The following is a 26,900-nucleotide window of genomic DNA, read 5'->3' on the forward strand; positions in this document are numbered from 1 at the left end:
GTCGCTCTGTGCAAACGAGTTGTCAAGCCGTTTTTACCCGTTCAGGACGCGGTTCAGGCACGACGAACTTCAGCCAGACCGCGTTGATCAGCAGGAAGGTAAACGAGACAAAAAACAACGTTGAGATCCCATAATGCCCACCGATGAACCCACCCACGTTCGGTCCGCATAGATTGCCGATGAACATCGCGGAAGTGCTGTAGCCAAAGATTCGGCCTTGCATCTCCGTGGGAGCATAGGTGCGCAACAGCGAGTTGACCTGTGGCAACAGGCCGCCCATACACATGCCGAGTCCGAAGCGGCAGATCATCAATTGCCACGGAGCGGTCACGAACGCTTGCGGCAGGTACATCAGCGCGGCACCGCATAGCGCGATCAACAACACGCGCTTGTACCCGATGCGGTCCCCGAGTTTGCCGAGGCGCGGCGAGAACAGGATGTTGGCAATCCCTGTCGATGCGGTGACCATCCCGGCCAGCAGCGCAACGTTTTGGGACGCAGGTGCCAATTGCGAGACATAGACTGACATCAGCGGGTCGATCATCATCATCGAGAACGTGATCAGGAAAGCGACGACAAACATCGGCCAGACCGGTTTGAGCGCGCGCAATTCGTCACTCCAACGCTTTTTGTTTGAAATCGCTCCGGCGGCTTTGGGCTCCGGTTTCTTGAACTCTTCCTTCACGAGCACGAAGACGATCACCGTGGCGGCCAGCAGCAACCCTGATGTGACGAGGAAGACATGGCGGAATCCGAGGAAGTTGGCAAGCACCCCGCCCAGCAGCGGGCCGATGATCTGACCGGAGACTCCGCCGGTTGCGAGTGTGCCCAACGCATAGCCGACATGGTCCTTGGGCGTGTTCGTCGCCACTAGCGACACGGCCGCCGGGATGAATCCCGAGACGACGCCCATCGCCAAGCGCAGGAAAAACAATTGCGAGACATGTGAGGTGAAGCCCATCAGCGCCATGACGATCGCCATGCCCAGTGCCGAGCGGATCAGCATGATTTTGCGCCCTGTGCGGTCAGACAATGCACCCCAAATCGGGGCAAAGATCGCCGACGTCATGAACGTCCCGCTGAACACCAGCCCGGCCCACTTCGTCAACTCAGCCGGGTCGGTCACGCCTAAATCCTTGATGTAGAGAGGCAAGAACGGCATGACCAAACTCATCCCCGCCATCACGGTGAAATTGGCAAACCAGAGGACTAGTAGATTTCGTTTCCAAAGTTGCATGGACTTTCCTTCTTTCTATGTTGTACAATCACCTCAAGACAAACCGATTCTCAGGCAGGTGAGCGTAAAAATGACACAGACCCGCGAGTTTCACGTAGCGGTGCGCGGCCTCGTCGCAACGGAAGCAGACTTGCAATATTCTGACTTTGTGAGCGGTAAACTCGGTCCGCATGTTGATGTTACCCCCATTGTACCGCAGTTTACGGGAATTGCGACCCCGTTTTCTTCGCTTCTCGAAATGATAGCGCCCACGCAGGATGGCACACACGTTATTTTTCACGCCAGCGACGAATTTCAAGCGACGATCCCCCTGCACGAGCTGAATGACGCGTTGCTTCTGTTCCAATTGGACGATCAACCGTTAAAAAAGGGGTTCCCCGTCCGCCTGATCGTCCCGAACGGATCGAGCGAATGCCTAAATGTCAAAGCGGTCGTGAAAATTGAAGTTGTGCGCCATGCACAGCCCGCTCAGCACGCGACGTTCGGTTTTAAAAACCTCGTCCCGCCGACCGAACTGTAAGCAAAAAAACCCCGCTGGTGACGCGGGGGGTCAGTATGGTACATTTGGTACAAAGGTCTACCTCATGTCTAGGAAAGGGTGGTGCCCGATGACCCAAAAGGACTTTTGCTGCGGACTCACAATGATCGGACTCCTTCGGAGCATCTACTCGGAAGGCGGAGTGCTCGTTCATGACGTCCCGATGCTCGTCTGCCCTACGTGTCACAAGAGCCACATCATACCGGACCTCGAGTTCGACTACATCATGCTCACCCACTACTGTGAGAGCGACCGCGTGAAGGTCACTTCGTTGCGCGATGCGATCGGCGAGCGCAAGATCCTCGATGCGCTGGCCAAGTACCCTGAGGATGAACGCATCCGCACGGGACGCCGCGTCCTGCCCCAACAGATCGATGCCGTACTCGACTTGATCAACGTCGCCAAAGGCATGGATGACGAGCAGTGGCACAACGAATTGCTCGACCAGCTCAAAAAATTCTCGTCCTACCAGCAGATCAAATCTCGTTAAAGTCACCTGCGATGTAATTGTGGTGGTAATTGCGCAGGTGGTTTTTGTACAGCACCAAGTTGTGCTTTTTGCAAAACTCTTCAAACTCCTCGTCTGTCATGTCTTTTTGCACGATGGCGCTGTTTTTCGGATAAAAGCCATCCATCGTCTTGTCATGCTGCATCATGTGGTGGAAGGCATCGTTGTACAATTGGACTTTGAACATGGACGGGCCTCCTCTAGTTGCAAAGTACCTCTAGCATATGTCATCTGGACAAAACGTAACGCCCCCAACTTCTACCGTCGGGGGCGTTTATGTTTGAGTATCGATCTCAGCACTACAGGCCACGTTGAGCATGACTGTCTCCTTGTTCCTCTGTCGATTTAGAACCTTCACAGGATTCGCATCGGTTTTGGGAGCGGCGGATTTCGTCACCCTCGAAGAAACCACCACAATCGAGGCACACGTATTCCAACCTTTTCACCTCCTTCTCTTTCTTTTCTACACTTTCATTATAAACGAAAGTCCTCACTTGTGGAACATCCCCTCCTTCAATTAGATAAATTGTCACAGATTTTCTCAGTGCCAATCTTCCCGTTACTCTATTCTATGCTGAAATTGATTATTATGTACTATACTTTCCCTATTTTGGTGAAAAAGCGCGAAATTTGCTCCCCGCTACTTCGTGATGTAGGGAAAAAGCCTGCTGTGGCAAGGCTTTTCACGTTTTGACCAGCTGTGCGGATGTTGACTTTTTTCGTGTATTTTTGGGAGCTATTTGGGTGATTTTGGAGGCTTGATTGGCTTTTTTTGCTGTTTCCAGCAGCGTTCAACTGCCTGTTCTCAGACAGGTGGAACTGAATTTTTCTGAGCCTTAGCAGACGTTACCGAATCGGAGGTTTTCTCAGGATGTATGCACAAGTGAACTCGTTGGCGTTGTATGGGTTGCATGGAACGGTGGTACAAGTGGAAATTGACATCGCGAGTGGATTGCCAGCCTTTGAAATTGTTGGTTTGCCAGATAACTCGGTGCGCGAGGCGAAGGATCGGGTGCGGGCGGCGATGCGCAACGCTGGGTTGGAATTTCCGTTGCGCCGGATCACCGCCAATCTCGCCCCCGCCCACCTGCGCAAGGAGGGGTCGGGTTTCGATCTGTGTCTGGCGCTCGGCATCCTCGTCGCAGAGGAACAGATCCCAGCCGTGCGATTGCATGGTGTGGCGGTGGTGGGCGAGTTGGCGTTGGATGGCTCCGTGCGACCGGTGCGCGGGATGTTGTCGCTGGCGCTCGGGGCGAAAGAACATGGTTTTCACACGTTGATCGTCGCCGCGAAAAGTGCGCAGGAGGCGGCGTTGGTGGAAGGGTTGCAGGTGATTGCGGTGGAGTCGCTGACAGAGGCGGTTCGGTATCTGACTGGGACGTACCCTTTGCAGCCAGTGGTGGTGGAACGAATAGCCTCGACAACTGCCCGCGCAGGTGGAGAGGATTTTTCCGAGATCAAGGGACAGCCGCATGTGAAGCGGGCGTTGGAGATCGCGGCGTCCGGCAATCACAATGTGCTGTTGATCGGCCCGCCGGGTAGCGGCAAGACAATGTTGGCGAAACGGATGCCGACGATCTTGCCACCGCTGACCACGCGAGAGTCGTTGGAAGTGACGCAGGTTCATAGCGTGGCCGGGACGCTTGCGGAGGATGTGGGGTTGTTGCATGACCGACCCTTTCGGACGCCGCACCATACGATCTCCAATGGGGGATTGATCGGTGGCGGGCAGATTCCACGGCCTGGGGAGGTGAGTTTGGCGCATGGGGGCGTGTTGTTTTTGGATGAATTGCCAGAGTTTAAAAAGTCGGTGCTGGAGGTGTTGCGCCAGCCGTTGGAGGACGCGCAGGTGACGATCTCGCGGACGCAGGCGACGTATATGTTTCCGAGTCGATTTCTGCTCGTGGCGGCGATGAATCCGTGTCCCTGTGGGTTTTATGGGTCAAATTACAAGCCTTGTACGTGTACGCCGCCCCAGATCGCGAGGTACCAGAGCAAGTTATCAGGTCCGTTGCTCGATCGGATCGACCTGCACATCGATGTCCCGCGCGTGACCTATCAAGATATCGTCAACCCCGTACCCGATGAATCCTCGCAAGTGATCCTCCAACGCGTGCTGCGTGCTCGCCAGATCCAAGCCGACCGCTTCCCCGATCGGCCCTTCCCCTACAATGCCAACATGACCCCTGTCGATACCCGCCACTTTTGTGCCCTCGCGCCTGCTGCCCATGCCTTGCTCCATGAAGCGTTTGACTTGCTAGGTCTGTCCGCCCGCGCCTATGAGCGGATCTTAAAAGTCGCCCGCACGATTGCGGATCTGCAAGACTGTCCGACGATTGGCGAGATGCATATCGCGGAGGCGATTCAGTATCGCACGTTAGATCGGAAACTTGAGAGCTGACCACTCTCCTATACAACATTTGTGCGTTGTGATTCTCTCGCTCGTCCCTGTAAAGTAGTAGGGTACGAGACTCGTAACTTCGAGAGAGGAGCATACGCCATGAGAACGTGGTCTTTGTTGTTGTCCGTGCTGCTGGCTCTGGTTCTTCTGCTCCCTGCTCATCCGCAGGCGGTTGTGGCCGCGATGGAGCCCACTCTTTCGATCGTACCGGACAAGACGGTCACGTTGACCTTCGACGACGGGCCGGACCCGCGCTATACGCCAGCCATTCTGGACATGCTGAAAAAACGCCACCTGCAGGCGACGTTTTTTATCGTTGGACGAAACGCGATCGAACACCCAGACCTCGTGCGCCGCATCGAGCGCGACGGGCACACGATCGCCAACCATACCCTCACCCATCCGCACTTGGAACAACTGACCCTCACGCAAGTAAACGCAGAACTGCAAGGCGGCGATGCCGCACTGACGTCTGTGCTCGGGCCAACTTTCCCAATCCCACACTTCTTCCGTCCCCCGCGTGGCAATGTCAGCCAAGCAATCCTCGAAACCACCGAAAACATGCACAAGCAACTGATCCTCTGGAATGTCTGTGTAGAGAACCACAGCACCACCACACCCGACCAAGTGGAAGCCCGCGTCATGGATCTGATCCGCGAGCGTCATGGCGGAATCTTGCTCGCTCACGACGGCGAACTGGACCGCTCGCTGACGGTACAGTCCTTGCCGCGCATCCTCGACGATCTCCAACGAGAAGGCTATCACATCGTCACGCTTCAAGAGTATCTAGATCGGCAAACGACCAAGGAAGCTCGCTAGACTCGCGCTTTTTGTAAACGAAGCGGAGCCTCAAGCGAGCTTTTTTATCGGGCGTAGGATCTACCGCCAACGCCCGCGCGGACGACGCCCCGAGGACTTGGGTGGCTTGCTTCCCATCGCGCCAACCAGTTTGCCGATCCCGAACCCAACGGCGAGACCGACCGCCAACCAGAGCAGAGATGCGGCGATCGAGAGGGTTTGGACCGCACGGGTTGCGCAACTGCCGAGCAGGACGGTCAGCAACAACAACAGCGGCGCGAACACCAACCACGGCTGGCGACGCATCCGCATCTTGAGTTTCCATAGGGGAGATCCGATCTTCATCGTAGGCTCGCCTCCTTCTCTCTATCTATATGCCACTGGTTGTCTACCTATTTCGTGATTGTCCTCCGCAGCTGCCGTGAGCCTGTCTCCTGCCGTTGCATATCCTGAAGGAGAGAACAACGTCCTCTACGAAAGGAGGTATCTCCCCAATGAACTCCCGCTACAATGCATCAAATTGTCGCCAATACATGGGTCAGATGGTACGCCTGCACACCCATGACGGCCAAGTCCATCACGGTGTCGTCGACGGTGTGACCGCCAATGGGCTCTATCTGCGCCGCTCGGCTGCTCACGTCACAGGTGAAGTGATCCGCGACGCGATGACTGCTGACGGTTCCGGGTCTGTCGAAGCGACCCCTGTCTACTTTGGCGGATACGGCTATGGGTATGGCTATCCCTATTACGGGTACGGCTATGGCTATGGAGCACGCGCCTTCATTCCGTTCCTAAGCATTCTGGCGCTGTCCAGCCTGCTGTATTGGTAACAAAAAACGGCATGTCCTGCACTAGCGCAGGCATGCCGTTTTGTTTTTTATTTTTTCGTCGGAGCTTTGCTCGGTTGTTTCTTCGCGGGTGCTTTGGATTTCGATTGGTTCTGGTTGGCATTTTTCATGCGGCGTTGGATCTGAGCCAGTTGTTTCTGGTTCAAGTTCATGCCCATGCCTTTTGCCATCGTCGCGATCTCCGCGTCGGACATCGTCATGTTCTGCATCTTGTTGCGCAGGTAGTACACGCCGCCGAGTGCGCCCAGAACGAGGCCGAGGATGAAGGTACCAATTGCTGTGAGAGTTATTGCCATTGAAAGTTTGCCCCCTACTTGTCTAATCCTTATCAGTATACATCATAGGTTATACTAGGTGCTAGTAGATTATTCCTACTGCATCTCGTGCAGTATTCCCCGATCAGCAATGGTTTATCCTGCACGCAGATACCCCTAGTTACTTGCAGCGCATAGAATTGAAGAAGAAAGTACAATTGAGTAAAGCCCGTCGATCGCAAATCATGATCGACGGGCTTTTCTATTTTATTGACAACGCAAAAGAATGGCAATTCTAAAGCGGAGATGACTACACAACAAACTCCCTACCCTACAAAAGCAACACCAGTTCTATACAGAACTGGTGTTGGCCCCATTCAAACTAGCAGGTGAGCGAGCACAAAACCGTGTAAGAAGATTCCCACCATTCAACTTTTGCGGTGGGCTTTACTTGAACGTCGAGATCGAACATTGCTTCCATTGGAATCAACCTCCTATTAATATAGTTGAGTAAAGATTTGTAAAAGAAACTTTCAACAAATCATCCTCAAAAACATTATTGCATAGATATAGACTATAATTCAATATAAAATTCTAATTTCAATGTATTATTTGAAAGTCCACTTACTAAACCATCAACGTTTCAGCACAGAAGTAGGAATGGCCCGTTCAACCTACGAATCTCACCCCCTCCACCTAAAAAAGCTCACCGACCCTATATTCCAGGGGTCGGTGAGCATCATGCGTTCTTTTTTCAGCCTACAACTTCTCTTCCGTTTGATTCCACTCTGGCTCACGGTTGTTGTATTGGTCATGCAATTCCTCCCAGCGGCTCCACGGCCACTTGATCGGCTGACCGATCAGCGCAGTGGTGAGCACTTCGAGGTGCACCTGCCAACCGGCGAGCATGGAAGGCAGTGGGTCTGGGAGCGTGAGTCTGTGGGTCAACACGAGCAAGCACCCCGCCGCGTCATGCTGCAATTCCCAGCGCACCACTGAATTTTCCGCGCCTGGGCTGTTCCAGATGAACTCGAATACTGTCGGCGCGATCACTTCTCGGACTCGTCCGATGATCACGCTATCGGTGTTGTCAAAGCGCAGTTCGAACTTGCCCCCCTCCACCAACTCGATCTCCGCTCGTGCCAACCACTGCACCAGCTGCTCCGGCTCCGTGATCGCGGCCCAAACCTTCTCTACGGGATGCTTCAAGTGACACTCAAAACGAATCACATATCCCCCGTCGATTCTCTGTACAGTTCCTTCCATCGCTTACTCCTCCTTCTCAAGGTGTCGTTCTAGCGCATCGAGATGGCGGGACCAGAACCGCCTGTACGGTGCTAACCAACTGTCGATCTCGACGAGCGGTAAAGCGATTGTCCAAATCTCATCGCGACAGGTATGATAGAGGAAACAAATGGGAGAGGGTTGCGGTATGGGACTAACTATTCGCGTGGTACGCGCATCGGATGCAGAGCGCATTTATGAGATGGGATTGCAGGAGAACGTATTGCCCTATGTTTCGTATTCGCCCAGCATGCGGTTGGAGACGATTCAGGAACAGTACAACCAACCGAATCCTCATCAGCATCAATTTGTTGCTGAACTCGATGGCGTTGTGGTCGGGTTGATCGGACTGACGACTTTCACAGGACGTCGCGCACACATCGGATACCTCTATCTCTATGTCGATCAAGCGTGTCATGGCCAAGGAGTTGGCTCGGCGATGTTTACGAAAATCATCGACCTCGCCGACAATTGGTTGCGACTGGAGCGCTTGGAGTTGGTCGTGCTTTCGAGCAACCCACACGCGCAAGCCCTGTATGAACGATTCGGATTCGGCGTGGAGGGACGCAAAGTGGCGGCAAACTTTGTGCAAGGCAAGTTTGAGGACGAGATTCTCATGGCCCGCTTCCGTCCAGCTGGCGAACTAAGCCACAACCAGACGACATAGAAAAAAGCGCCCGTGTCTGGGGCGCTTTTTTTGCTTAAAAGGCATGCTCAAGGTGTTGCAAGGTCCGCACGCGCTGTGTTGAGCGCTCCACGTAGACGGTGACCACGTCGAATCGGAGTTCGCGGAAATAGGTGCTTGGCGCCATTTCGCTCAGATATTGTGCGGCGATCTTGCGCACTTGACGTTGCTTGCGCCCATCCACAGACTCTTCGGCTGTGCCATGCGTTCGCGTGGAACGGGTGCGCACCTCCACAAAAACCAACGCTTGACCGATCTGCACCACGAGGTCCAACTCCCCACCCCGGCGTCGCCAGTTGCGGTCGAGGATCGTGTAGCCGTGCTGCAACAAATAATCGGCCGCCACCTGCTCCCCGAAGTCGCCAAGTTGCTTGCGATGGTCTCTCGATTGCTTGCTTCTGTCCGTTCGTGTTTGAATTGTCATGAGGTGGCACCTCTATTCAGTTGTGTATGAAGTTGTGGGTTTGAGTGAGAGGTTTCATTTAGCGATCCCGCTTGTCGAGGCGTTGGACGAAGGCGAGGACTTCTGCCACGACTTGGTAGAGTTCAGCGGGGATCTCCTTGCCGATCTCGAAGGCGAGCAGGGTTTCGACGAGCGCTCGGTCTTCGTGCATCGGAATGCCCGATTCCCCGGCGATGGCGAGGATATTTTCCGCCACCGCGCCTCGCCCTGAAGCGATAATGCGCGGCGCGGTGTCTTTTTCGTGGTCGTAGTGCAGGGCGACCGCTTTTTTCGGTGGTGTGGGTTTCTTGTCATCTGAACTCATGCTCGTCACTCCCCCCTCCTCTCGCTACATGCGCAGGTCAAAATGACCCTGCGTCAACAGCGGTGGCAACAGCGGCAGGCGCTGGCCTTCCTGTGGAGGTTGTTTCTCTTCACTCTTCATCACGCCGAGGTGGAACCCGACCCCTTGCAACTTGTCGCGCAATTCGCGTTGGTCGGCGGCTTCGATCTGCACCGCATCTTTGTCTTCGGCGACAAATCGCACGCCGACCACCCGGTCGACGATGTGCAAGTGGATATCCAGCGGCCCCAAGTTCGGCATGTCGAGTCGGAACAGGATGTAGCAATTCGCCGGGTCGAGGCTTTTCTGCCCGGGTCCCTTGCGCGACATGACATGCAATTCCACCGTCTGCTCGCGTCCGTTCAGTTGTAACGGCACGGCGGCGAACTGGTAGAAGAGATCAGACCGTTGCGCCGTCTGTCCCGGTGTGCTCATCAATTGTTGGCCGGTCAGGTTGTTTAGCAACGTGCTGACATCGTCTGCCAGCGCCGCATGTCCAGCCGCGGTGAGCTCCGATGCGGAATTCTGGACGTTGAGCAGCGCTTCCTTCAGCCCAGCACCTTGCGTTTCGGCGGCAAAGTTGCGCAGCGCATGCTGTACCGCATCACGCACCGTCGCCGGGTCGCTGTCTGCGGGAAGTCGGCGCAGCGCGGCCCCGAGGCGTTCCTCCAAGGCAAGCCCGAGTTGCTTGGCTTTGTCACGCAGCGCATCAGCGCTCCCATCCCCTTGGGAAACAAGTTCATGTACCGCCTTCGCCAATTGACGAAGTGGTTCACGGGCCTGTTCTGGAAGTGACGGCTGTGCTTCGACAGCATTCCCCGCCTGCGTTGTCGGGAGCGGTCGAGGAATCTCATTTCTCGGGAAAAGTGACTCTGACCGCGCCGGCGCGGAGAGTCCGTCCGGTTGAGATGCGCGGGCCGATGGCACATCAGGAGTTTGAGCAGACGACGAAGTTGCCGGTAGCGCGTTACCAGCAAGGGTTCGAGCGGTTGGGGAGGTGTCCGCCGAAGTGGGAACGGCTTGGCCTGATGCGCGAAGCACATTCTGCTGGGTGCTCTGGTTTAGTGTGCTCTGGCTCGCGGGACTTGCGGACTGTGCCGGGCTTCCCGCTCCCGCTGCGTCAGATGGAGTTCCTGTCAGGGGAATTCCCACCCTCGCCGTCGTCTGTTGAGCAGCGGACGCGGATGCGCCGCTTTTTCCCCCATCGGCCAGTTCTGGCAACAGGTCTTGTAACTTCGCCGCCACGCTCTCCAAGAGTTGGTGCAACTTCGGCCCGTTGTCGAGGGTGTTCAGCGCTTGGAACGTCGCGGGAGTTAGCGGGATGCCGAGCTCGACCATCTTGCCAAGCGTGGCGACCTGAGCAGGTGTCGCCGTGCTGCCTTGGGCCCGCAACACCTGTGCGGCTCCCTTCAACGCCTCTGGCGTCAATGGCAGGTTGCGCCCGACAAATTCTTGGACGAGAGCTTTCATTTCCTCTCCGTCCGGCAGTTGCAACGCCTGTAAAATCCCTGCGAGGTCCAACGGCATCGCCCGTCCCGTCTCACCGCGCACGGGCTGCCCGATCAATTTCAACTCCATCGCTCCGCGCTTCTGCTCACCGGTCACCAGCAACTCCAACTGATCGCCCGGTTGCAGATTCGCATCGACTTGTGCGCGAACCTTGGCGTTGCCAATCTGCAACAGCGCGTTCGACTTGCTGTCGAGAAATTCCAGCAACGTCGCTTTGACCACAGTGCCGACTTTCAACTCCAGCTGTCCTCCGACGTCCTTTGCCCCTTGGAGCGTTTGCATGATGATCTTGGCCATCTGCCCGGTGCTGATGCGCATCCCGATCTCCCCCTCTGCGCCCTCGCGGCGCTAGAACTCAAACCCGTCGAACAACGAACCTTGGAGTTGCAACTTCTGTGCCACCGGCGCAAACGAGGTCCGGTGGAGCGGGCATGGCCCATGCTCCTCCAGCGCTGCCAGATGATCCGGGCTGCCGTAGCCTTTGTTGCGAGCAAATCCATACTGCGGATACTGTGCCGCATACTCGACCATCAGCCGATCTCGCGTCACCTTCGCCAAGATCGACGCCGCTGCGATGGAGTACGAACTGGAGTCGCCCTTCACAATCGCTTCATACGGTTGCGTCACACCAGGGATCTTCAAGAAATCGGTCAACAGATAGTCTGGAACCAAGCCAAACTGTGCTTCGAGTTGGGCGAGCGCTCGACGTGACGCTTCGAATGTGCCTTGCAAGATGTTGTGACGATCTATATAATCCACGTCCACGATGCCTACGCCATAGGCAACCGCTTGTGCGCAGATCAGGTCGTAGAGCTGATCGCGGACGTTTTCTTTGACTTGTTTGGAATCGTTGAGGCCAGGCAGGTCGATCTGCTCTGGCAGGATCACCGCCGCTGCGACAACAGGTCCAGCTAACGGTCCGCGTCCCGCTTCGTCGATGCCGGCGACCCGCAGAAACCCTTGCTCGCCGGCGCGTCGTTCATAGCTCCACATCCGCTCTTGGCGCGCCGCTTCCACGGTGAGCCGCTTCTGCTCGCGGAGGTAGCTCTCGATCAACTTGCGCACACCGGCGCGCTCATCCTGACTGATCGTCTTGATCTGGCGCGTGGACGGTGTATTCGTCTGGAGCCAGTCACGGACGTCCCCGATGGTCATGGTGTGAAACTCGATTTTCTTGCGAGACATCCTGACATTCTCCCTTCACTCACTGTTCCTATTCCATTCGCCAATCAGCAGTCGAATCCTGTCAAACAACAAAAAACCACCGCGTTACTCCACGGTGGTAGTTTCTGCAAGTTTCACTTCAACTTCAGGTGTTGCCGCTTCACCAGCAGGTGTCTCATCCGTAGAGGAAGACTCAACGCCCGCAAGAGCAGACTCTTTACCTGCAAGATCCGCCTCTTGTGCAACGGGGGTAGTCTGTTCCACTTTTGCGGAGACCTTGACCGCTGGCTCTGCTTGCACTTCCTCGACCGGCAAGTCCTGCGGATTCTCCAAGGAGATCCGCCCGTACTGCCCGCCACGGAATTCACGGATCAGCAACTTCCACGTCGCTTCTAAGTCCACGATGTTGCCGTGGCGCAGGAAGCCGCGCTTTCGACCGATCACTTCAATCGCCTCACGCGGGTTCTCCGGCAACGATTCGATGTTGTAGCGGGTTTCCAGCACGTTTTTGTAGCGCGAGTTCATCAGGTTGACGATGTAGATCGCCACCGGCTCGGTGTCAAGGATCTCCTCCTTGATCGCGCCAGTCGAGGCCAGACGCAGGCCGACTTGCGGGTCTTCAAACTTCGGCCAGAGAATCCCCGGCGTATCGAGCAGTTCGAAGTCCTTGCCCACCTTGATCCACTGCTGGGCTTGCGTGACGCCTGGACGGTCGCCCGTTTTGGCGATCGTTTTTTTCGCCATCCGATTGATCAGCGACGACTTCCCGACGTTCGGGATGCCGAGGATCATCGCACGGGTTGCACGAGGGCGGATGCCCTTTTTCATCATCGCTTCCATCTTGGGCCCGAACAGGCGCTTCGCTTCTGCCGCAGCCTTGGGCAAACCTTCACCCTTGATCGCGTTGATCGGCAAAGCATCGAGTCCCTTGGAGCGGAAGTACTTCACCCACAGCTCGGTGATCCGCGGATCGGCCAGATCGGCCTTGTTCAGCAGCACCAAGCGCGGTTTGTGTTGCACGAGCTCATCCATCATCGGATTGCGGCTGGAGAGCGGGAGTCTCGCGTCGACGAGCTCCATGACGATGTCCACCAGCTTGAGCTTCTCCGTGACTTCCCGGCGTGCCTTGGCCATATGGCCGGGGAACCATTGAATGGTAGTCATGCGGACGTTCCCCCTATGTGGTTAAATTTTGCGGAAGTTGCCAAACGGCCACCAGACGATCTCAGCGCGGCCGATGATTTCCTCGTCCTTCACGTAGCCCACTTGCGGGTCACGGCTGTCCTTGGAATAATTGCGGTTGTCACCCATGACAAAAATCATTCCGTCCGGCACGGCGAAGGTCTTTTCCGTCGGACCCGTCGGTTCAGCGATGAACGACTCGTCCAACTCCTGACCGTTGCGGAAGACTTTGAAATCACGGATCTCGATCTTGTCTCCGGGAAGGCCGATGACGCGCTTGATGAAGTCCTTGCTCTCATCGGAAGGGTATTTGAATACGAGGATGTCGTTGTACTCCGGCTTATGTAAATGATAGACCAGCTTGTTGACAACCAAACGCTCGCGGTCTTGCAAGGTCGGCACCATCGATTGTCCGTCGACCATAAAGATCGCAAACAAAAATTGACGGATCAAGAGAGCCAACACAAAGGCGATCAACAACGACTTGATCCACTCCCATGTCTCGTTGCGCTTCTTGACTGGCTTGGTGTCAGGCGTGGTCGTTCCCTGTACGTGCTCACTCATTAGCGTACCCTCCTGCGCGATGACAGATACAAAAGATACAAAGAAGGGACTTGCAACGAGTCACAAGTCCCTGGTCTTTGTTGATTAACGGATCTCTTTAATACGCGCAGCTTTACCGGTGAGGTTACGCAGGTAGTACAGTTTCGCACGACGTACGCGGCCACGGCGCATCACTTCGATCTTTTCGAACTTCGGGGTATGGAGCGGGAAAGTACGCTCTACGCCTACGCCGTAAGAAATCTTACGAACGGTGAAAGTAGCAGAGATGCCACCACCACGACGCTTGATAACTACGCCTTCGAAGACCTGGATACGTTCACGAGTACCCTCTTTTACTTTCACGTGTACGCGAACAGTGTCGCCTGGCTTGAAAGTCGGGATATCGGTGCGGATTTGTTCCGCAGTGATTTGAGCCAAAAGGTTTTGGTTCATGGTATTACCTCCTCCCTGCAGGCGTTCGTGTCATGGGCCTTCAGGCACCAGATAGCGGACCGCCTTGATGTCACAAAAACGATTATAACACAGGGTTGGAGGGCTTGGCAACGGTTCTCAGGGGAAACTTGTTACTTGATCACTCGTTTGCCATACAAGAAGTTTTTGGTCCAGTAGCTGGACGTGGTGAACTTCGTGATCGTAACCCCGGTGCGCGGGATCGTATGCAACATCTGCCCATTGCCGATGTAGACACCGACGTGACCGATCCGACCGTCCGAGTAGCGTTCCGGATATTTGAAGAAGATCAGATCCCCCGGTTGCAACTGCGATTTCAGCACTTTCGTCCCGATCGCACCTTGTTGGCGAGAATCTCGCGGCAGTGCGATCCCTTGGGATTTAAAAATGTACTGCATGAACGACGAGCAGTCCATCAGACGCGGTGCATCGGTGGTTTTCGCCCCGAACTTGTACGGCACGCCCATGTACTTTTTGCCGAGCGTGATGATGGCTTGTGCCTTGGCTGCGGCACTCGGAGACAAGGTCGCGGTCGGCGTCGCAGCTTCCGGGGTTGTTCCTTCTGGCGCTTGCGTTGGCGCGGTGCCTTGTGGCGTCGATTCCATCTCGCGCTTTTGGTCCTCTGCCGGCAAGCGCAACACTTGACCTGGCATCAACAAGTCAGACTTCAACCCGTTCGACGACCGTACAGCTGTCGCGGTGGTGTGATGCGCTTGAGCGATTGTGAACAGCGAGTCTCCAGCTTGCACTTTATAGGTCATGGCTGGCATCTGAACGCGAATCGACCCATCCGGTGGGTTGAAGTACGTGAAGGTGTTGAACACCGCACTCACCGCATCGAGGCTCAAATAGGTAGTGCCGTTGATAAACTTCGGCGCGGGGATGATCAAGGTCTCATCACCCTTGCGTGCTTGTGTGCCGCCGATCGTCACGCGCACGGTGACAGAACCATCTGTTGCGCTGTACGTCTTGGTGCCGGTGTTGTAGCTGATCGAGTCGTAATCCAACACATGTGCGATGTCTTTAAATGGCACATAATAGACCCCGCTGATCAGAATCGGGTTGATCGCCGCCTTGGCGGTGCCATTGATCAGGACACCTGCGCGAGCGACGCTCGAATAACTGAGACTTGGGACGGCGGGCTGGACCGTGCTCGCGGACTGCGCATCTGTGGTCAGTGCATTGACAGCGGTGGGCAACGGCATCAAAGCGAACAGGGCGACAAGTGCTAAAGCCATGCGTTTGTTCTTCCGATTGTTCATCTCTATCACCTCAGCTACAAGATTTCGGACCTCAGGGCTATTGTTTGTGGGTACGAAGTTTTGCAGTCTGAGCAATAGATGGTAGAAAAGCCAAGAGACCCGCCGCGAGGACGGGTCTCTTTTTCAGCAAGGACGGAGGTTACGCGCGCAAAAACGCGATCTCTTCCTTGTACTTTCCTTCCGGTGTTTCCAAAATCAGCGGCTTGTCCTTCGCCAGTTCGTGATGCACGATCCGCTTGATCGCTTCAGCGCCTATCGTGCCTTCACCGATGTTGGCGTGACGGTCCTTGCGCGAGTTGAACTCGGTCTTGGAATCGTTGATGTGCCAAACTTTTAGGCGGTCGAGTCCGACGGTGTCGTCAAACTTCTGCATCACGCCGTCAAAGTCGTTCACGATGTCATAGCCTGCCGACCACAAGTGGCACGTGTCGAGGCAGACGGCGAGCTTGTCCCGGTGCTTGACGAGCGAGATGATCTCCGCCAATTCCTCGAAGTTGGAACCGACTTTGGAACCGTCTCCTGCCATCAGTTCCAGGCAGACGTTGATCGTCTCCTCGCCGGTCAGGATCAAGTCAAGCCCTTCGGCGATGCGCTTGATGCCGTATTCGACCCCAGCCCCCGTGTGCGAGCCTGGGTGGAAGACGATGTGCTGGATGCCGAGATATGTAGTGCGTTCGATGTCTTCGCGCAGGAGGTTGACACCATATTCGAACGTCTCTTCCTTATTAGAAGCAAGATTGACGAGGTACGGCGCATGGACGACCGGATCGCTGAGTTTGTGCTCTTGCATCAGCTCATAAGCTTTCTCACGGTTGAACAGGGTGATGTCCTTGGCCTTGCCTCCGCGGTTGGAGCGGGTGTAGATCATATAGGTGTCAGCTTCATAGCCAATCGATTCCTGAACGGCTGCGAGCAGACCGTGTTTGGCGATGGAAACGTTCGCGCCCAATTTCGGCATCTGGGTCAATCCGCCCTCTCTATGGTAGTCTTTCGAAAGTGTAGCATAGGTTCCCCGCACAGGCAAACGCGCATACGCTGTGGAAAAAAGGAGGAGATTTCACCTATGGCGACCAGCATCCGCATCTCGCTTGGCAAGCGCCAACTCACGCTGCTCCAAGACGGCAAGACCGTGCGCACCTACCCTGTCGGCGTTGGCAAAATCGCCACGAAGACCCCGACCGGCACCTTCAAAATTATCAACAAAGTTCAAGACCCTGAACGCCGCCCGGGCGGACCACGCTCGGTCTACGGCGACTTTTGGATGGGGCTGTCCAAAAAAGGCTACGGAATCCATGGCACGAACAACGAGTCCTCAATCGGCAAGTTTGTCTCACACGGCTGCATCCGCATGCACAATCGGGATGTGCTCGATCTCGCCAAACGTGTGGCGATCGGGACGGTGGTGCAGATTGTGCCCTAATGAAAAAAAGCATCTCTCCGCGAACGGAGAGATGCTTGGTTGGTACTAGGTTGGTGCGGGTGGCCGGACTCGAACCGGCACGGGAAACCCGACAGATTTTAAGTCTGTTGTGTCTGCCATTCCACCACACCCGCAAGGACAGTATATAGCATAACATAGAGAAAGAATTTTGGCAATAAAAAAATCGGACGTTTGTATCCGACATGGTAACGCGTTATGGAGGTGGCACCCGGATTTGAACCGGGGATCAAGGTTTTGCAGACCTACGCCTTACCACTTGGCTATGCCACCAGAACATAAAAATGGAGCGGAAGATGGGATTCGAACCCACGACCCTCGCCTTGGCAAGGCGATGCTCTACCCCTGAGCCACTTCCGCATGAGGTATTGAGTAAAATTGGTGACTCGTACGGGATTCGAACCCGTGAATGTCGCCTTGAAAGGGCGATGAGTTAAGCCGCTTCTCCAACGAGCCAAGCAAATATGGTGCCTTTTACCGGAATCGAACCGATGACCTCATCCTTACCATGGATGCGCTCTACCTACTGAGCTAAAAAGGCGTGGCTCCCCGAGCAAGACTCGAACTTGCGACCATCCGATTAACAGTCGGGCGCTCTACCAACTGAGCTATCGAGGAATAAAAATGGTGGAGAGTAGCGGATTCGAACCGCTGACCCCCTGCTTGCAAGGCAGGTGCTCTACCAACTGAGCTAACCCCCCAAAGGGTGAAAATGTGGTGCCGGAGAAGGGACTCGAACCCCCACGGTTTCCCGGTCGATTTTGAGTCGACTGCGTCTGCCATTCCGCCACTCCGGCGTGTGTGTATGTGGCTGGGGAGGAAGGGATCGAACCTTCGCATGACAGAGTCAAAGTCTGTTGCCTTACCGCTTGGCGACTCCCCAACGTTTGTATCGGTGACGAGAATTAGGATAACACATCCTCGAATCGATGTCAACCACTCGTTCGTGTGAAGCAGAACCTCTCGCGGCGACAAGACAAATATAACACGGACCTCCTGAGGAGGACAAGTCCCACTAGGGTTATTTTCGCGCAAAATTCGTGATTACATCGCTCATGCTCATGAAAAAAGCCCCGATCGTCACCGAACGGGGCTTTTTTTACCGCGAGATGCCCTCTTCCCGCTTCACTTCGTCGAGGAGTTTGCGATCTTCCTTGGTCAGTTCAAGCGATTGCAGCAGGTCCGGGCGGCGTAGCAGGGTGCGGCGCAGCGATTCCTTGCGCCGCCAGCGCTCTACGTTGCCATGATGCCCAGAGAGCAACACATCGGGCACCGACCAGCCACGAAACGCTGCTGGGCGGGTGTAATGCGGGTATTCGAGCAAGCCTTCGCGAAACGAATCGAGCACGGCCGATGTGTTATTCCCCAACACGCCTGGCAACAACCGCGTCACGCTGTCCACGATCACCATCGCGGGCAACTCGCCCCCGGTCAACACATAATCACCAACGGAGATCTCGTCGGTGACCAAGTACTCCCGGATGCGCTCGTCATAGCCTTCATAGTGACCGGCGATGATCACCAAGTGCTCCTCAGAGGCGAAATCGAGCGCTTTGGCTTGCGAATAGACCTCGCCCTGCGGACAGGTCAAGATCACGCGCGGGCGGCGCTTGTCCTGCTGTGCAGAGGCTTGACCAGCCTCTGGTGGCTCTGTAAGCGCCTCCACAGCGGCGAAGATCGGCTCGGGCTTGAGCACCATGCCGCCGCCGCCCCCATACGGGGTATCGTCGACGGTGTTGTGCTTGTTCGGCGAGTAGGCGCGGAAGTCGATCAAGTTGATCTCGACCAGCCCCTCACGGCGCGCTCGTCCCAGAATCGAACTGTTGATCACGCCTTCAAACATTTCTGGAAAGATGGTTACGATGTCAATACGCAATGCTGTCGCCTCCAACCATCGATCAGTCCAGCAGGCCCGGCAAGATATGTACCAGAACTTTTTTGTTGACTACATCCACATCCAACACACACTCCGGAATCACCGGCAGCAGGATGTCCTTGCCCTTGGGCGGTTTCACGACATACACGTCGTTCGCCCCTGGTTGGAGCACGTCCCGGAGGACGCCGAGCTCCTGTCCCTCATCCGACACGACTTGGCAGCCAATCAATTGGTAGATAAAGTACGTATTCTCCGGCAGCTCGACCAGTTCGGTCTCAGGGACCATCAAGTCGCCACCCTTGTACTTTTCCACATCGTCGATGTTAAAATGCCCCTCGAATGTCAGCAGGATGAATTGTTTATGTGGTCGGGACGAAGCAACTTTCAACTTAATTGGCTTGGGGTGATTCGGATGCACGAGCAACAGCTGCGAGCCGGTCTCGAAACGGACATCATCGAAGTCTGTTCGCGAGACAACTCGTACTTCACCGCGCACCCCTTGGGTGTTCACCAAGTGGCCGACGAGGATCAGTTTCTTTTCACTCAAACAGCATCACCCGCACGACGAATTTCCACGACCACGCCATCCTTGAGCACGATCTCGGTGCCTTGAACGGTTTCTTCCCAGATGTCGCCAACGCTCACGTTCACGGAAGATTCCACTTGGCCGCCGGGGATTTCCGAGTTGATCGGCGATTGTTGAATCTGTACGAGTTGTTGCATCAGTTGCTCACGACGCTCCATGCGAGCGCCGCGCTCTTGGTTGATGCGGGCGGTCAGGCCTTGAACAGCTTCCGGGCCATGTTGCTCAGCGTCTGCCAGTGCTTTGCGCGCTTGGAATTCGATCTGTTCCAGCTCATGCTGGATCTGTTGGATCGCTTGGTTGATTTCACCGGTGATGCCCTGCTTGGTCTGTTCGGTCAGAATCAATTTAATCCCGACGGGTACTTTTACAGTCAACAATGAAATTCACACTCCTTTGGTATGTGCCTTATTATACCACAAAAAAGCTAGGAAGCATCCGCTTCCTAGCTTTCGTTGTGTTACACGATTTCGATCGTGACTTTTTCGGACTGTCCCGTAGCGGCGGCCGCGACGACTGTGCGCAGCGCCTTCGCTACTCGACCTTGCTTGCCGATGATCTTGCCCATATCAGAGGGAAAGACGGACAGTTCGTACACGATCGCGTCCTCCGTGATCCGTTCGGTGACCCGAACTTGATCCGGTTGGTCGACAAGTGCCTTCGCAATGGTTTCCACCAGTTGCTTCATGCTTACTTGCCTGCTTTCGCTTCGTGTACCTTCTTGAGGATGCCGGTCTTAGAGAAAAGGTTCTTCACGGTGTCGGACGGTTGTGCGCCCTGGTTCAGCCATGCGAGTGCTTTTTCTTCGTCGATGTTGATCTGAGCCGGTTGGGTAACCGGGTTATAGGTACCGATCTCCTCGATAAAACGGCCATCACGCGGAGAGCGGGAATCTGCGACTACCAAACGGTAGAACGGAGCTTTCTTTTGACCCATGCGTTTCAGACGAATCTTAACTGCCATTGTAATTTCACCTCCACAGAATCAAAATCATATCATAACTTCCGTTCCAATGGAACAGAAAACTTGAAAACTCGTGAATTTTTTCGGGGATTAGGGCATGAACGGCAATTTGAAGCCTTTGCCCTTCTTGCCTTTCATCTTTTTCGCCATACCGGAGAACTGTTTCATCATCTTCTGCATCTCTTCGAATTGCTTCAAGAGGCGATTGACTTCCTGAACCGATGTGCCACTCCCGGCAGCGATGCGCTTGCGGCGGCTGGAGTTGATCACGCCCGGCTCCGTGCGCTCCGTCGGGGTCATCGAGCGAATGATCGCTTCGATGCGGCCAATCTGCTTGTCATCGACGTTGGCGTTCTGCAACCCTTTGACCTTGTTCATGCCTGGCAGCATGCCCATGATCTGGTCGAGCGGACCCAGTTGCTTAACTTGCTGCAACTGGTCGAGGAAGTCATCGAGCGTGAAGTCGGCATTGCGCATCTTCCGTTCAAGGTCGATCGCTTTGTCCTTGTCAATGCTCGCTTGGGCTTTCTCGATCAACGTGAGCACGTCGCCCATCCCGAGAATTCGGGAGGCCATCCGGTCTGGGTGGAAGGGTTCGATCGCATCGATCTTCTCCCCGGTGCCGGCGAACTTGATTTGCGTGCCTGTTACGGCACGAATCGAGAGCGCTGCACCACCGCGTGTATCCCCGTCGAGCTTGGTGAGGATCGCACCCGTCACGTCGAGCTGAGTATTGAAGCTCTCGGCGACGTTGACGGCATCTTGACCGGTCATCGCGTCGACGACGAGCAGGATCTCGTTCGGTTGTACCGTTTCCTTGATCTGCTTCAGTTCGTCCATCAACGCTTCATCGATATGCAAACGGCCTGCGGTGTCGATCAGGACATAATCGTGACCATACGACTTGGCATGCTCCAGCGCTTGGCGGGCGATCTCGACCGGGCTGACCTCGTTGCCGAGGGAGAACACCGGTACGTCGAGCTGTTCGCCGAGAACTTGGAGCTGCTTGATCGCGGCCGGACGATAGATGTCACAGGCGACAAGCAACGGTTTCTTGTGGTCTTTCTGCAGAAGACGCGCCAACTTGCCGGTGTGGGTGGTTTTACCCGCGCCTTGCAATCCGACCATCATATATACGGTCGGGGCTTTCGGGCTGATGGCGAGCTTCGATTGAGCACCGCCCATCAACTCGGTAAGTTCCTCGTTGACGATCTTGATGACGTGTTGTCCCGGGGTTAGGCTTTGCAGGACTTCCTGTCCAACTGCACGTTCCTTGACCTTCGCCACAAAGTCTTTGACGACTTTGAAATTGACGTCGGCTTCCAGCAACGCCAGCCGCACTTCCCGCATGGCTTCTGCGACGTCCGATTCACTCAGTTTGCCCTTGCCCCGCAGACGGTTGAAGGTATCCTGCAATCGGTTCGCTAATCCTTCGAAGACCATAGCCATCCTCCCTTGTCGGTTATTCCTCGATCAACTCGCACACCAGACTTGCGATCTGGGCGCTTTCCTGTTGGTACGGGCTGTTCTCGAGGAGCGACAACACCCGACTTCCGACTTCGCGGCGGCGTTCAAACCGCTCGACCAAGTGCAACTTCGCCTCATAATCGAGCAATTGTGCGCTCGCTCGGCGGATGTTGTCGTGCACAGCCTGTCGACTGATCTCAAACTGTTCAGCGATCTCCGCCAAACTGAGGTCATCCAGGTAGTACAGTTCCACAAATTCTCGCTGCTTCTCGGTGAGCATAACCCCGTAGAAGTCGTATAACAGGTTCATCTGGGTGGTCTTTTCGAGCATGTCCGACGCCCCTCTGCCTGTCAAGTCGATTTGCTTTACAGACGTATATTACTGAAAAGCGAACGTGTTGTCAACTCTCTCATAAAAATTCTTTTTATTCGTGTTCTTCCTGCTCTCCAGAGAACAGTGCAGCCACGAATTCCTGTGGTACAAACGGTTGCAGGTCGTCGATCTTCTCGCCGAGTCCGACGAATTTCACGGGTATTTCCAGCTCTTTGCGGATCGCGATCACGATTCCGCCCTTCGCCGTGCCATCGAGTTTGGACAGCACGATGCCGGTGACGCCAGCGGTGGCGCCGAACAATTTCGCTTGTTGCAACGCATTTTGGCCGGTGGTGGCATCGAGAACGAGCAGGACTTCATGCGGAGCATCCGGCAGTTCGCGCTTGATGACGCGGTAGACTTTGTTCAATTCGTCCATCAGGTTGGATTTGTTCTGGAGGCGTCCTGCCGTGTCGCAGAGCAGCACATCCGCTTTGCGAGCGCGTGCGGCGGCGAGACCGTCATAGATGACAGCCGCCGGGTCAGAACCTGCCGATTGCTTGATCACGTCGACCCCCGCCCGCTGACCCCAGACTTCGAGTTGCTCAATCGCCCCAGCGCGGAACGTATCGCCCGCAGCGAGGATGACTTTCTTGCCTTCGGATTTGAACTTATGCGCCAATTTGCCGATCGTCGTGGTTTTGCCGACGCCGTTGACGCCGACGAACAGGATGACGGTCAGCTGGTCGTTCGGAGCCATGCGCAGACCTTCTTGCTCCTCGCTTCCCATGAGATCTGCGAGCTTCTCTTGGAGGACAGGGCGCAACTCTTCGGCTTGCGAGAGTTTGCGCTTTTTGACCTCGACACGCAGTTCGTCCATGATCTCCATGACGGTGTTGACGCCGACGTCCGCCATGATCAGCGCTTCCTCTAATTCCTCGTAAAACTCTTCATCAATTTTGCGACCGAACGTGATGATCGATTCGACCTTGCCCAAGAAGGCATCGCGCGTCTTGGAGAGACCTTCCTTGATCTTGCTGAAAAAACCCATGCCAACTACTCCCTTCTCCTATAAAAAGGCGACTCCGTCACCTAGGTTGCCAATTCCATCGCTTGATCGACCAATCGCACAGAGACGACCTTGGAGACGCCCGATTCTTGCATCGTAATACCATAGAGGACATCAGCGCCCTCCATCGTGCCTTTGCGGTGCGTCACGACGATGAACTGCGTCTGCTTGGAAAAATCTCGCAGGTACATCGAATAACGCGCCACATTGGCATCGTCGAGCGCCGCTTCAACTTCGTCGAGGACACAGAACGGCACCGGCTTGATGCGCAGGATGGCAAAAAGCAACGCCAGCGCAGCCAGTGCGCGTTCTCCGCCAGAGAGCAGTTGCAGGTTCTGCAACTTTTTGCCCGGTGGCTGAGCAACCACGTCGATGCCGGTGGTTAGCGGCTTCTCAGGATCGGTGAGGGTCAAGTCTGCACGTCCACCGCCAAACAGCGCAACGAACACGTCAGAAAACTGCTCGCGAATCGCGTAGAACGTCTCATTGAAGCGCTTCGACATCTCATCCTCGATCTCGCGAATCACTTCATACAGTTGTTCGACTGCCGTGGTCAGATCGTTGCGTTGCTCGGTCAGATAGGCGTGACGTTCCTGCATCCGGGCATACTCCTCGATCGCACCATAGTTGACGTCGCCTAAGCGCTCGATCTCTCGACGGAACTCTTGAACTTTGCGCTTGGTGATCGCCAGTTCCTCAGGCATCGGGTAGCGTTCCTTGGCCAGTTCAAATGAGATGTGGTACTCCTCGGCGAGCTTGGTCAGCGAGTTGTTCAACTCGACGTCGAGGCGGTTGACTTTGACCTCGTTGTGGTGAACGAGTTGTTCGAGGTTTTTCAATTGCAGACGAGCTTCGCGAAGTTGTGCCTCCATCTGTCTCATGCGACTGGCGAGACCCAGTTTAGCCTCACGATGCAAATCCAGTTTGGTTTCCGCTTCCTTGCGGTGTTCCTCGAAGTTGGCGTACAGCGATTCAGCCGCGAGGAGCTCCTGTGCAGTCTCCTCGAGACGCTGGGTTAGACCTTGACGTTCGCGCTCCCGCTCTTCGATCTCTTCGGCCAACTCCGCGAGGCGTGCCTGCAGGCGCAGGACATTGTTCATGACGCTCGCCTGTTCCTGCTCGACGCCTGCCAGTTTGACTTTGAACGCGGTGACTTCCTCGTTCACATCGGCAGCGACCGTCTGCTGTTCCCTGAGCACGGACTGCAACTCATCGACCAGCCGTTGTAACGAGATCGTTTCAGACTCCAACACAACCAAGGAGTTGCGCACTTGATCTTGTTTGGAGCGATTGTCCTGCTCCTCTAGTCTGTACTGCCCCAATTCCAGTGTCACCAGTTCAAGGCGTTCTTCAACCCCACGAAGTTGCGCGGTGAGTTCACGAATTTGTGCGTCGTAGCTGTACATCGACCCACGTTGTTGCTCACTGCGCTCCGACAAGCGGCGGATCTCATCCTTCGCTTGGACGAGTTGTGCTTCTTTTTGTTCATAGACAGATTGGGCGTCGGCGATTTTCGTGTTCATCGCCTTCAGCTTGTCCTCCATCTCCTCGATCTCACGGGTACGACCGAGCAGGGATGTGCCCTTTTTCTGCACAGATCCTCCGCTCATCGAACCTCCAGGATTGACGACATCTCCATCGAGGGTGACGATGCGCACTCGGTATTGCAACAGCCGAGCGAGCGCGTTGGCATCAGCGATCGCGCGGGCGACGACAACGGAGCCGAGCAGGTTGTCCACGATGTTTTGGTACTGAGCATCGCTTTTCACCAACTCAGAGCCGATGCCGACGAATCCGCTGTGGCCTTGGATCGCCATGCGCTCCGACTTGCCGAGGGGTCGACCCTTGATGACATCCAGTGGCAAAAACGTCGCACGACCTCCGCCGCTGCTTTTCAAAAAATGAATGGCATCGCGAGCTGCTTTCTCATCGCGCACGACGACGCTCTGCATCGCGCCACCCAGTGCAGTCTCCATCGCCAGTTCGTACTCGCGCGGCACCTGCATCAATTCAGCGACGGCTCCGTGCACGCCTTGAACATTCCCTCGTGTAGCTGCTTGCAAGACGTTGCGGACACCGACTTGGTAGCCACCGTACTGGGACTCCATATCGCGCAACAGTTCTAGGCGGGAACGGTGCGAGGTCTGATCAGTTTGCCATTGGCGCAAGATCCCACTGCGCTTTTCTTGGTCGCGCGTTTCGGCGTCGACTTTTTGGCGCAGGCTTTGCAGCATGTCGGTGACTTCTGCTTCCTGGACGCCTTCCTCACCGCGCTGCTTGTTCGCTTCGTCCAACGCCACGCGCAGTTGGGTGACGCGCTGGGTGAAGTCACGCTCCTCCTCGACTTGGCGAGCGATGCGGCGCTCCAGAATTTCGAGCGCGGATTCGAGATTTTTTAACTCGTTGCGCTTGGAGGCGCTGTCGTTGAGCTTCTCAATCAAGTCGGACTTCAAGCTCTCCACTTCACCCTCGCGTTCGGCGCGGTCGAGAAAGCCTTTGGCGAGGTTCAACTTTTCCTCGAGATCGCGTTTTAACGATTCGATATGGGCGTGTAGTGCATCGGCCTTGGACTGCTCCTCGACGCGCATCGCGGTGTGCTGCTGATGCTCGCGGGTCAGTTTTTCCAACACGGAGTCGAGGTCGGTGTGGCTGGCCTGCAGGTTTTGTTGCCGCTCCTGCAGGAGCTTGCGGCGGCCTTCCGACTTTTCGTGCTCTTGGACAACCTCGACGAGTGCCTTTTGTGCCGCTTCGATCGATTGCTCGATCTGGGCGAGTTCCCAGCGCAGTTTTTCGTAATCCGCTTCTTGGAGGTTGACTTGTGCAGAACGATCGAGGTGATCGGCCGAGAGCTTTTCGCCCTCGCCGCTGCCTTCCTTCCAGCGCTGGTGCAGGTCTTCGATGTCGTGGACGTAGAGCGCGACTTCGTAACGTTCGAGCTGCTGGCGAAGTTCTCGTGCTTCCTTGGCAACTTCGGCTTGGAAGCCCATCGGTTCCATCGACGCATCGAGTTCACCGATCACGTCCGCGATGCGGATCAGGTTGGCGGTGGTTTCGTCTAGTTTTTTCTCGGCTTCTTTTTTGCGGGATTTGTACTTGACGATCCCTGCTGCTTCCTCAAAAATCCCTCGTCGATCCTCCGACTTGTTGGACAGGATCTCGTCGATGCGGCCTTGGCCGATGATCGAGTAGGCTTCCTTGCCGAGGCCGGTGTCCATGAACAGTTCGGAGATGTCCTTCAAGCGACAAGTTTGCTTGTTGATCATATATTCGGAGTCGCCCGAACGGTATACCCGGCGGGTGACAGTGACTTCGTTGTAGTCGAGGTCTAGTTCACGATTGCTGTTGTCCAGCGTCAGAGAGACTTCGCAAAAGTTGACGGCCTTGCGACCATCAGACCCTGCAAAAATCACGTCCTCCATTTTCGAACCGCGCAAGGACTTAGCGCTTTGTTCGCCGAGCACCCAACGGATCGCGTCGGAGATGTTTGATTTGCCCGAACCGTTCGGGCCGACGACAGCCGTCACGCCCGGCACGAATTCCAGCTCCGTGCGGTCGGCGAACGACTTGAACCCGATCGCCTCTATTCGTTTCAGATACAACCTGTTCCCCTCCAGAGCTTTAGATGGGCTTTCAACTAATCTATTCTATCACAGTGGTTCACTTCCTGTGCAGATGCACAAATAATCAAAAGGAAACGATTCCTTCACACGCCCTTCATGGTC

General features: G+C 55.5%; 29 protein-coding genes, 9 tRNA genes and 1 pseudogene. 7 read left to right on the forward strand and 32 right to left on the reverse strand.

What is annotated here, in order from left to right; genetic code table 11:
- Positions 1–22: 22 nt before the first annotated feature.
- Positions 23–1,237, reverse strand: coding sequence for a multidrug efflux MFS transporter (locus C7459_RS11545; RefSeq protein ID WP_109689403.1), 1,215 nt, complete (start codon positions 1,235–1,237; stop codon positions 23–25).
- Positions 1,238–1,307: 70 nt separating this feature from the next.
- On the opposite strand from C7459_RS11545, the gene C7459_RS11550 reads away from it, so the two are divergent.
- Together C7459_RS11550 and C7459_RS11555 are read left to right on the forward strand one after the other, a co-directional pair.
- Entirely contained in the window at positions 1,308–1,757 is a 450-nt protein-coding gene (locus C7459_RS11550) for a molybdopterin-dependent oxidoreductase (RefSeq protein WP_170119426.1), read from the forward strand.
- Between the two features lie 88 nt (positions 1,758–1,845).
- Positions 1,846–2,265, forward strand: a complete 420-nt coding sequence (locus C7459_RS11555; protein ID WP_109689404.1) for a hypothetical protein — start codon at positions 1,846–1,848, stop codon at positions 2,263–2,265.
- Here C7459_RS11555 and C7459_RS11560 read toward each other — a convergent pair.
- Positions 2,252–2,470, reverse strand: a complete 219-nt coding sequence (locus C7459_RS11560) for a hypothetical protein (RefSeq protein ID WP_109689406.1) — start codon at positions 2,468–2,470, stop codon at positions 2,252–2,254. The genes C7459_RS11555 and C7459_RS11560 overlap by 14 nt on opposite strands.
- A gap of 684 nt (positions 2,471–3,154) precedes the next feature.
- Here C7459_RS11560 and C7459_RS11570 point away from each other — a divergent pair.
- The gene (locus C7459_RS11570) at positions 3,155–4,684 is read left to right on the forward strand and encodes a YifB family Mg chelatase-like AAA ATPase (protein WP_109689410.1); all 1,530 of its coding nucleotides are present in this window, start codon (positions 3,155–3,157) and stop codon (positions 4,682–4,684) included.
- A gap of 99 nt (positions 4,685–4,783) precedes the next feature.
- Positions 4,784–5,503: a polysaccharide deacetylase family protein gene (locus C7459_RS11575; protein ID WP_109689411.1), complete on the forward strand. Its 720-nt coding sequence runs from the start codon at positions 4,784–4,786 to the stop codon at positions 5,501–5,503.
- A 60-nt stretch (positions 5,504–5,563) separates the two neighbouring features.
- On the opposite strand, the gene C7459_RS11580 is transcribed toward C7459_RS11575, so the two are convergent.
- A complete protein-coding gene (locus tag C7459_RS11580; protein ID WP_109689413.1) occupies positions 5,564–5,827 on the reverse strand; it encodes a hypothetical protein in 264 nt (87 codons plus the stop codon).
- Positions 5,828–5,976: 149 nt separating this feature from the next.
- Between C7459_RS11580 and C7459_RS11585 the strand changes: the two genes are divergently transcribed.
- Positions 5,977–6,312 carry a hypothetical protein gene (locus C7459_RS11585; protein WP_109689415.1) on the forward strand — a complete coding sequence of 112 codons (336 nt, stop codon included), beginning with the start codon at positions 5,977–5,979 and terminating at the stop codon, positions 6,310–6,312.
- 47 nt (positions 6,313–6,359) lie between these two features.
- On the opposite strand, the gene C7459_RS11590 is transcribed toward C7459_RS11585, so the two are convergent.
- Both C7459_RS11590 and C7459_RS11595 read right to left on the reverse strand, forming a co-directional pair.
- Positions 6,360–6,626 (reverse strand): YneF family protein, encoded by a 267-nt coding sequence (locus tag C7459_RS11590; protein ID WP_109689417.1) that lies wholly within the window; start codon positions 6,624–6,626, stop codon positions 6,360–6,362.
- A 717-nt stretch (positions 6,627–7,343) separates the two neighbouring features.
- The gene (locus tag C7459_RS11595; protein WP_109689419.1) at positions 7,344–7,850 is read right to left on the reverse strand and encodes an SRPBCC family protein; all 507 of its coding nucleotides are present in this window, start codon (positions 7,848–7,850) and stop codon (positions 7,344–7,346) included.
- A 166-nt stretch (positions 7,851–8,016) separates the two neighbouring features.
- Here C7459_RS11595 and C7459_RS11605 point away from each other — a divergent pair, with 166 nt between their 5' ends.
- Complete coding sequence (locus tag C7459_RS11605) at positions 8,017–8,535, forward strand: GNAT family N-acetyltransferase (protein ID WP_109689420.1); 519 nt, start codon at positions 8,017–8,019, stop codon at positions 8,533–8,535.
- Positions 8,536–8,569: 34 nt separating this feature from the next.
- On the opposite strand, the gene C7459_RS11610 is transcribed toward C7459_RS11605, so the two are convergent.
- The 9 genes and pseudogenes from C7459_RS11610 to C7459_RS11650 all read right to left on the reverse strand — a co-directional run bounded on the left by C7459_RS11610 (position 8,570) and on the right by C7459_RS11650 (position 16,427).
- Positions 8,570–8,977, reverse strand: a complete 408-nt coding sequence (locus tag C7459_RS11610; protein WP_109689423.1) for a YraN family protein — start codon at positions 8,975–8,977, stop codon at positions 8,570–8,572.
- 58 nt (positions 8,978–9,035) lie between these two features.
- Positions 9,036–9,320, reverse strand: coding sequence for an EscU/YscU/HrcU family type III secretion system export apparatus switch protein (locus tag C7459_RS11615; RefSeq protein ID WP_109689425.1), 285 nt, complete (start codon positions 9,318–9,320; stop codon positions 9,036–9,038).
- 24 nt (positions 9,321–9,344) lie between these two features.
- Positions 9,345–11,165, reverse strand: a complete 1,821-nt coding sequence (fliK, locus tag C7459_RS11620) for a flagellar hook-length control protein FliK (RefSeq protein WP_109689427.1) — start codon at positions 11,163–11,165, stop codon at positions 9,345–9,347.
- Positions 11,166–11,195: 30 nt separating this feature from the next.
- Positions 11,196–12,032, reverse strand: a complete 837-nt coding sequence (locus tag C7459_RS11625) for a ribonuclease HII (RefSeq protein ID WP_245884506.1) — start codon at positions 12,030–12,032, stop codon at positions 11,196–11,198.
- A gap of 273 nt (positions 12,033–12,305) precedes the next feature.
- Positions 12,306–13,175: pseudogene (gene ylqF / locus C7459_RS11630) on the reverse strand (ribosome biogenesis GTPase YlqF); the annotation flags it as partial.
- 21 nt (positions 13,176–13,196) lie between these two features.
- The gene (lepB, locus tag C7459_RS11635) at positions 13,197–13,757 is read right to left on the reverse strand and encodes a signal peptidase I (protein WP_109689430.1); all 561 of its coding nucleotides are present in this window, start codon (positions 13,755–13,757) and stop codon (positions 13,197–13,199) included.
- A gap of 84 nt (positions 13,758–13,841) precedes the next feature.
- Positions 13,842–14,189 (reverse strand): 50S ribosomal protein L19, encoded by a 348-nt coding sequence (rplS, locus tag C7459_RS11640; RefSeq protein ID WP_109689432.1) that lies wholly within the window; start codon positions 14,187–14,189, stop codon positions 13,842–13,844.
- A gap of 131 nt (positions 14,190–14,320) precedes the next feature.
- On the reverse strand, positions 14,321–15,469 hold the full coding sequence (locus C7459_RS11645) for a C40 family peptidase (RefSeq protein WP_109689434.1): 1,149 nt from the start codon (positions 15,467–15,469) through the stop codon (positions 14,321–14,323).
- A 139-nt stretch (positions 15,470–15,608) separates the two neighbouring features.
- Positions 15,609–16,427 (reverse strand): deoxyribonuclease IV, encoded by an 819-nt coding sequence (locus C7459_RS11650; RefSeq protein ID WP_109689436.1) that lies wholly within the window; start codon positions 16,425–16,427, stop codon positions 15,609–15,611.
- 105 nt (positions 16,428–16,532) lie between these two features.
- Here C7459_RS11650 and C7459_RS11655 point away from each other — a divergent pair, with 105 nt between their 5' ends.
- Positions 16,533–16,889 carry a L,D-transpeptidase gene (locus C7459_RS11655; protein ID WP_109689438.1) on the forward strand — a complete coding sequence of 119 codons (357 nt, stop codon included), beginning with the start codon at positions 16,533–16,535 and terminating at the stop codon, positions 16,887–16,889.
- 51 nt (positions 16,890–16,940) lie between these two features.
- On the opposite strand, the gene C7459_RS11660 is transcribed toward C7459_RS11655, so the two are convergent.
- The 18 genes from C7459_RS11660 to smc form a co-directional block, all read right to left on the reverse strand.
- A tRNA-Leu gene (locus C7459_RS11660) sits at positions 16,941–17,023 on the reverse strand.
- Positions 17,024–17,106: 83 nt separating this feature from the next.
- Positions 17,107–17,180: transfer RNA gene (locus C7459_RS11665), tRNA-Cys, on the reverse strand.
- A gap of 12 nt (positions 17,181–17,192) precedes the next feature.
- A tRNA-Gly gene (locus tag C7459_RS11670) sits at positions 17,193–17,267 on the reverse strand.
- Positions 17,268–17,286: 19 nt separating this feature from the next.
- Positions 17,287–17,363, reverse strand: a tRNA-Glu gene (locus C7459_RS11675).
- A 9-nt stretch (positions 17,364–17,372) separates the two neighbouring features.
- Positions 17,373–17,448: transfer RNA gene (locus tag C7459_RS11680), tRNA-Thr, on the reverse strand.
- Between the two features lies 1 nt (position 17,449).
- Positions 17,450–17,525, reverse strand: a tRNA-Asn gene (locus tag C7459_RS11685).
- 7 nt (positions 17,526–17,532) lie between these two features.
- Positions 17,533–17,608: transfer RNA gene (locus tag C7459_RS11690), tRNA-Ala, on the reverse strand.
- A 14-nt stretch (positions 17,609–17,622) separates the two neighbouring features.
- Positions 17,623–17,704, reverse strand: a tRNA-Leu gene (locus C7459_RS11695).
- A gap of 11 nt (positions 17,705–17,715) precedes the next feature.
- Positions 17,716–17,790 (reverse strand) — tRNA-Gln (locus C7459_RS11700).
- Between the two features lie 216 nt (positions 17,791–18,006).
- Positions 18,007–18,783, reverse strand: a complete 777-nt coding sequence (trmD, locus tag C7459_RS11705; protein ID WP_109689440.1) for a tRNA (guanosine(37)-N1)-methyltransferase TrmD — start codon at positions 18,781–18,783, stop codon at positions 18,007–18,009.
- Positions 18,784–18,805: 22 nt separating this feature from the next.
- On the reverse strand, positions 18,806–19,330 hold the full coding sequence (rimM, locus tag C7459_RS11710) for a ribosome maturation factor RimM (protein ID WP_109689442.1): 525 nt from the start codon (positions 19,328–19,330) through the stop codon (positions 18,806–18,808).
- Complete coding sequence (locus tag C7459_RS11715; RefSeq protein ID WP_170119427.1) at positions 19,327–19,746, reverse strand: YlqD family protein; 420 nt, start codon at positions 19,744–19,746, stop codon at positions 19,327–19,329. The genes rimM and C7459_RS11715 overlap by 4 nt, the downstream gene beginning before the upstream one ends.
- A gap of 80 nt (positions 19,747–19,826) precedes the next feature.
- Positions 19,827–20,054: a KH domain-containing protein gene (locus C7459_RS11720; protein ID WP_109689446.1), complete on the reverse strand. Its 228-nt coding sequence runs from the start codon at positions 20,052–20,054 to the stop codon at positions 19,827–19,829.
- Between the two features lie 2 nt (positions 20,055–20,056).
- Positions 20,057–20,329 carry a 30S ribosomal protein S16 gene (gene rpsP / locus C7459_RS11725; protein WP_109689448.1) on the reverse strand — a complete coding sequence of 91 codons (273 nt, stop codon included), beginning with the start codon at positions 20,327–20,329 and terminating at the stop codon, positions 20,057–20,059.
- A gap of 90 nt (positions 20,330–20,419) precedes the next feature.
- Positions 20,420–21,772, reverse strand: a complete 1,353-nt coding sequence (ffh, locus tag C7459_RS11730) for a signal recognition particle protein (protein ID WP_109689451.1) — start codon at positions 21,770–21,772, stop codon at positions 20,420–20,422.
- A 19-nt stretch (positions 21,773–21,791) separates the two neighbouring features.
- Positions 21,792–22,127 (reverse strand): putative DNA-binding protein, encoded by a 336-nt coding sequence (locus C7459_RS11735; RefSeq protein WP_109689453.1) that lies wholly within the window; start codon positions 22,125–22,127, stop codon positions 21,792–21,794.
- A 94-nt stretch (positions 22,128–22,221) separates the two neighbouring features.
- Positions 22,222–23,160, reverse strand: coding sequence for a signal recognition particle-docking protein FtsY (gene ftsY, locus C7459_RS11740; RefSeq protein WP_109689455.1), 939 nt, complete (start codon positions 23,158–23,160; stop codon positions 22,222–22,224).
- Between the two features lie 41 nt (positions 23,161–23,201).
- Complete coding sequence (gene smc / locus C7459_RS11745) at positions 23,202–26,777, reverse strand: chromosome segregation protein SMC (RefSeq protein ID WP_109689457.1); 3,576 nt, start codon at positions 26,775–26,777, stop codon at positions 23,202–23,204.
- Between the last annotated feature and the right edge of the window lie 123 nt (positions 26,778–26,900).

Source organism: Tumebacillus permanentifrigoris (genome assembly GCF_003148565.1).
In the GTDB taxonomy this organism is placed as follows: Bacteria; Bacillota; Bacilli; order Tumebacillales; family Tumebacillaceae; genus Tumebacillus; species Tumebacillus permanentifrigoris.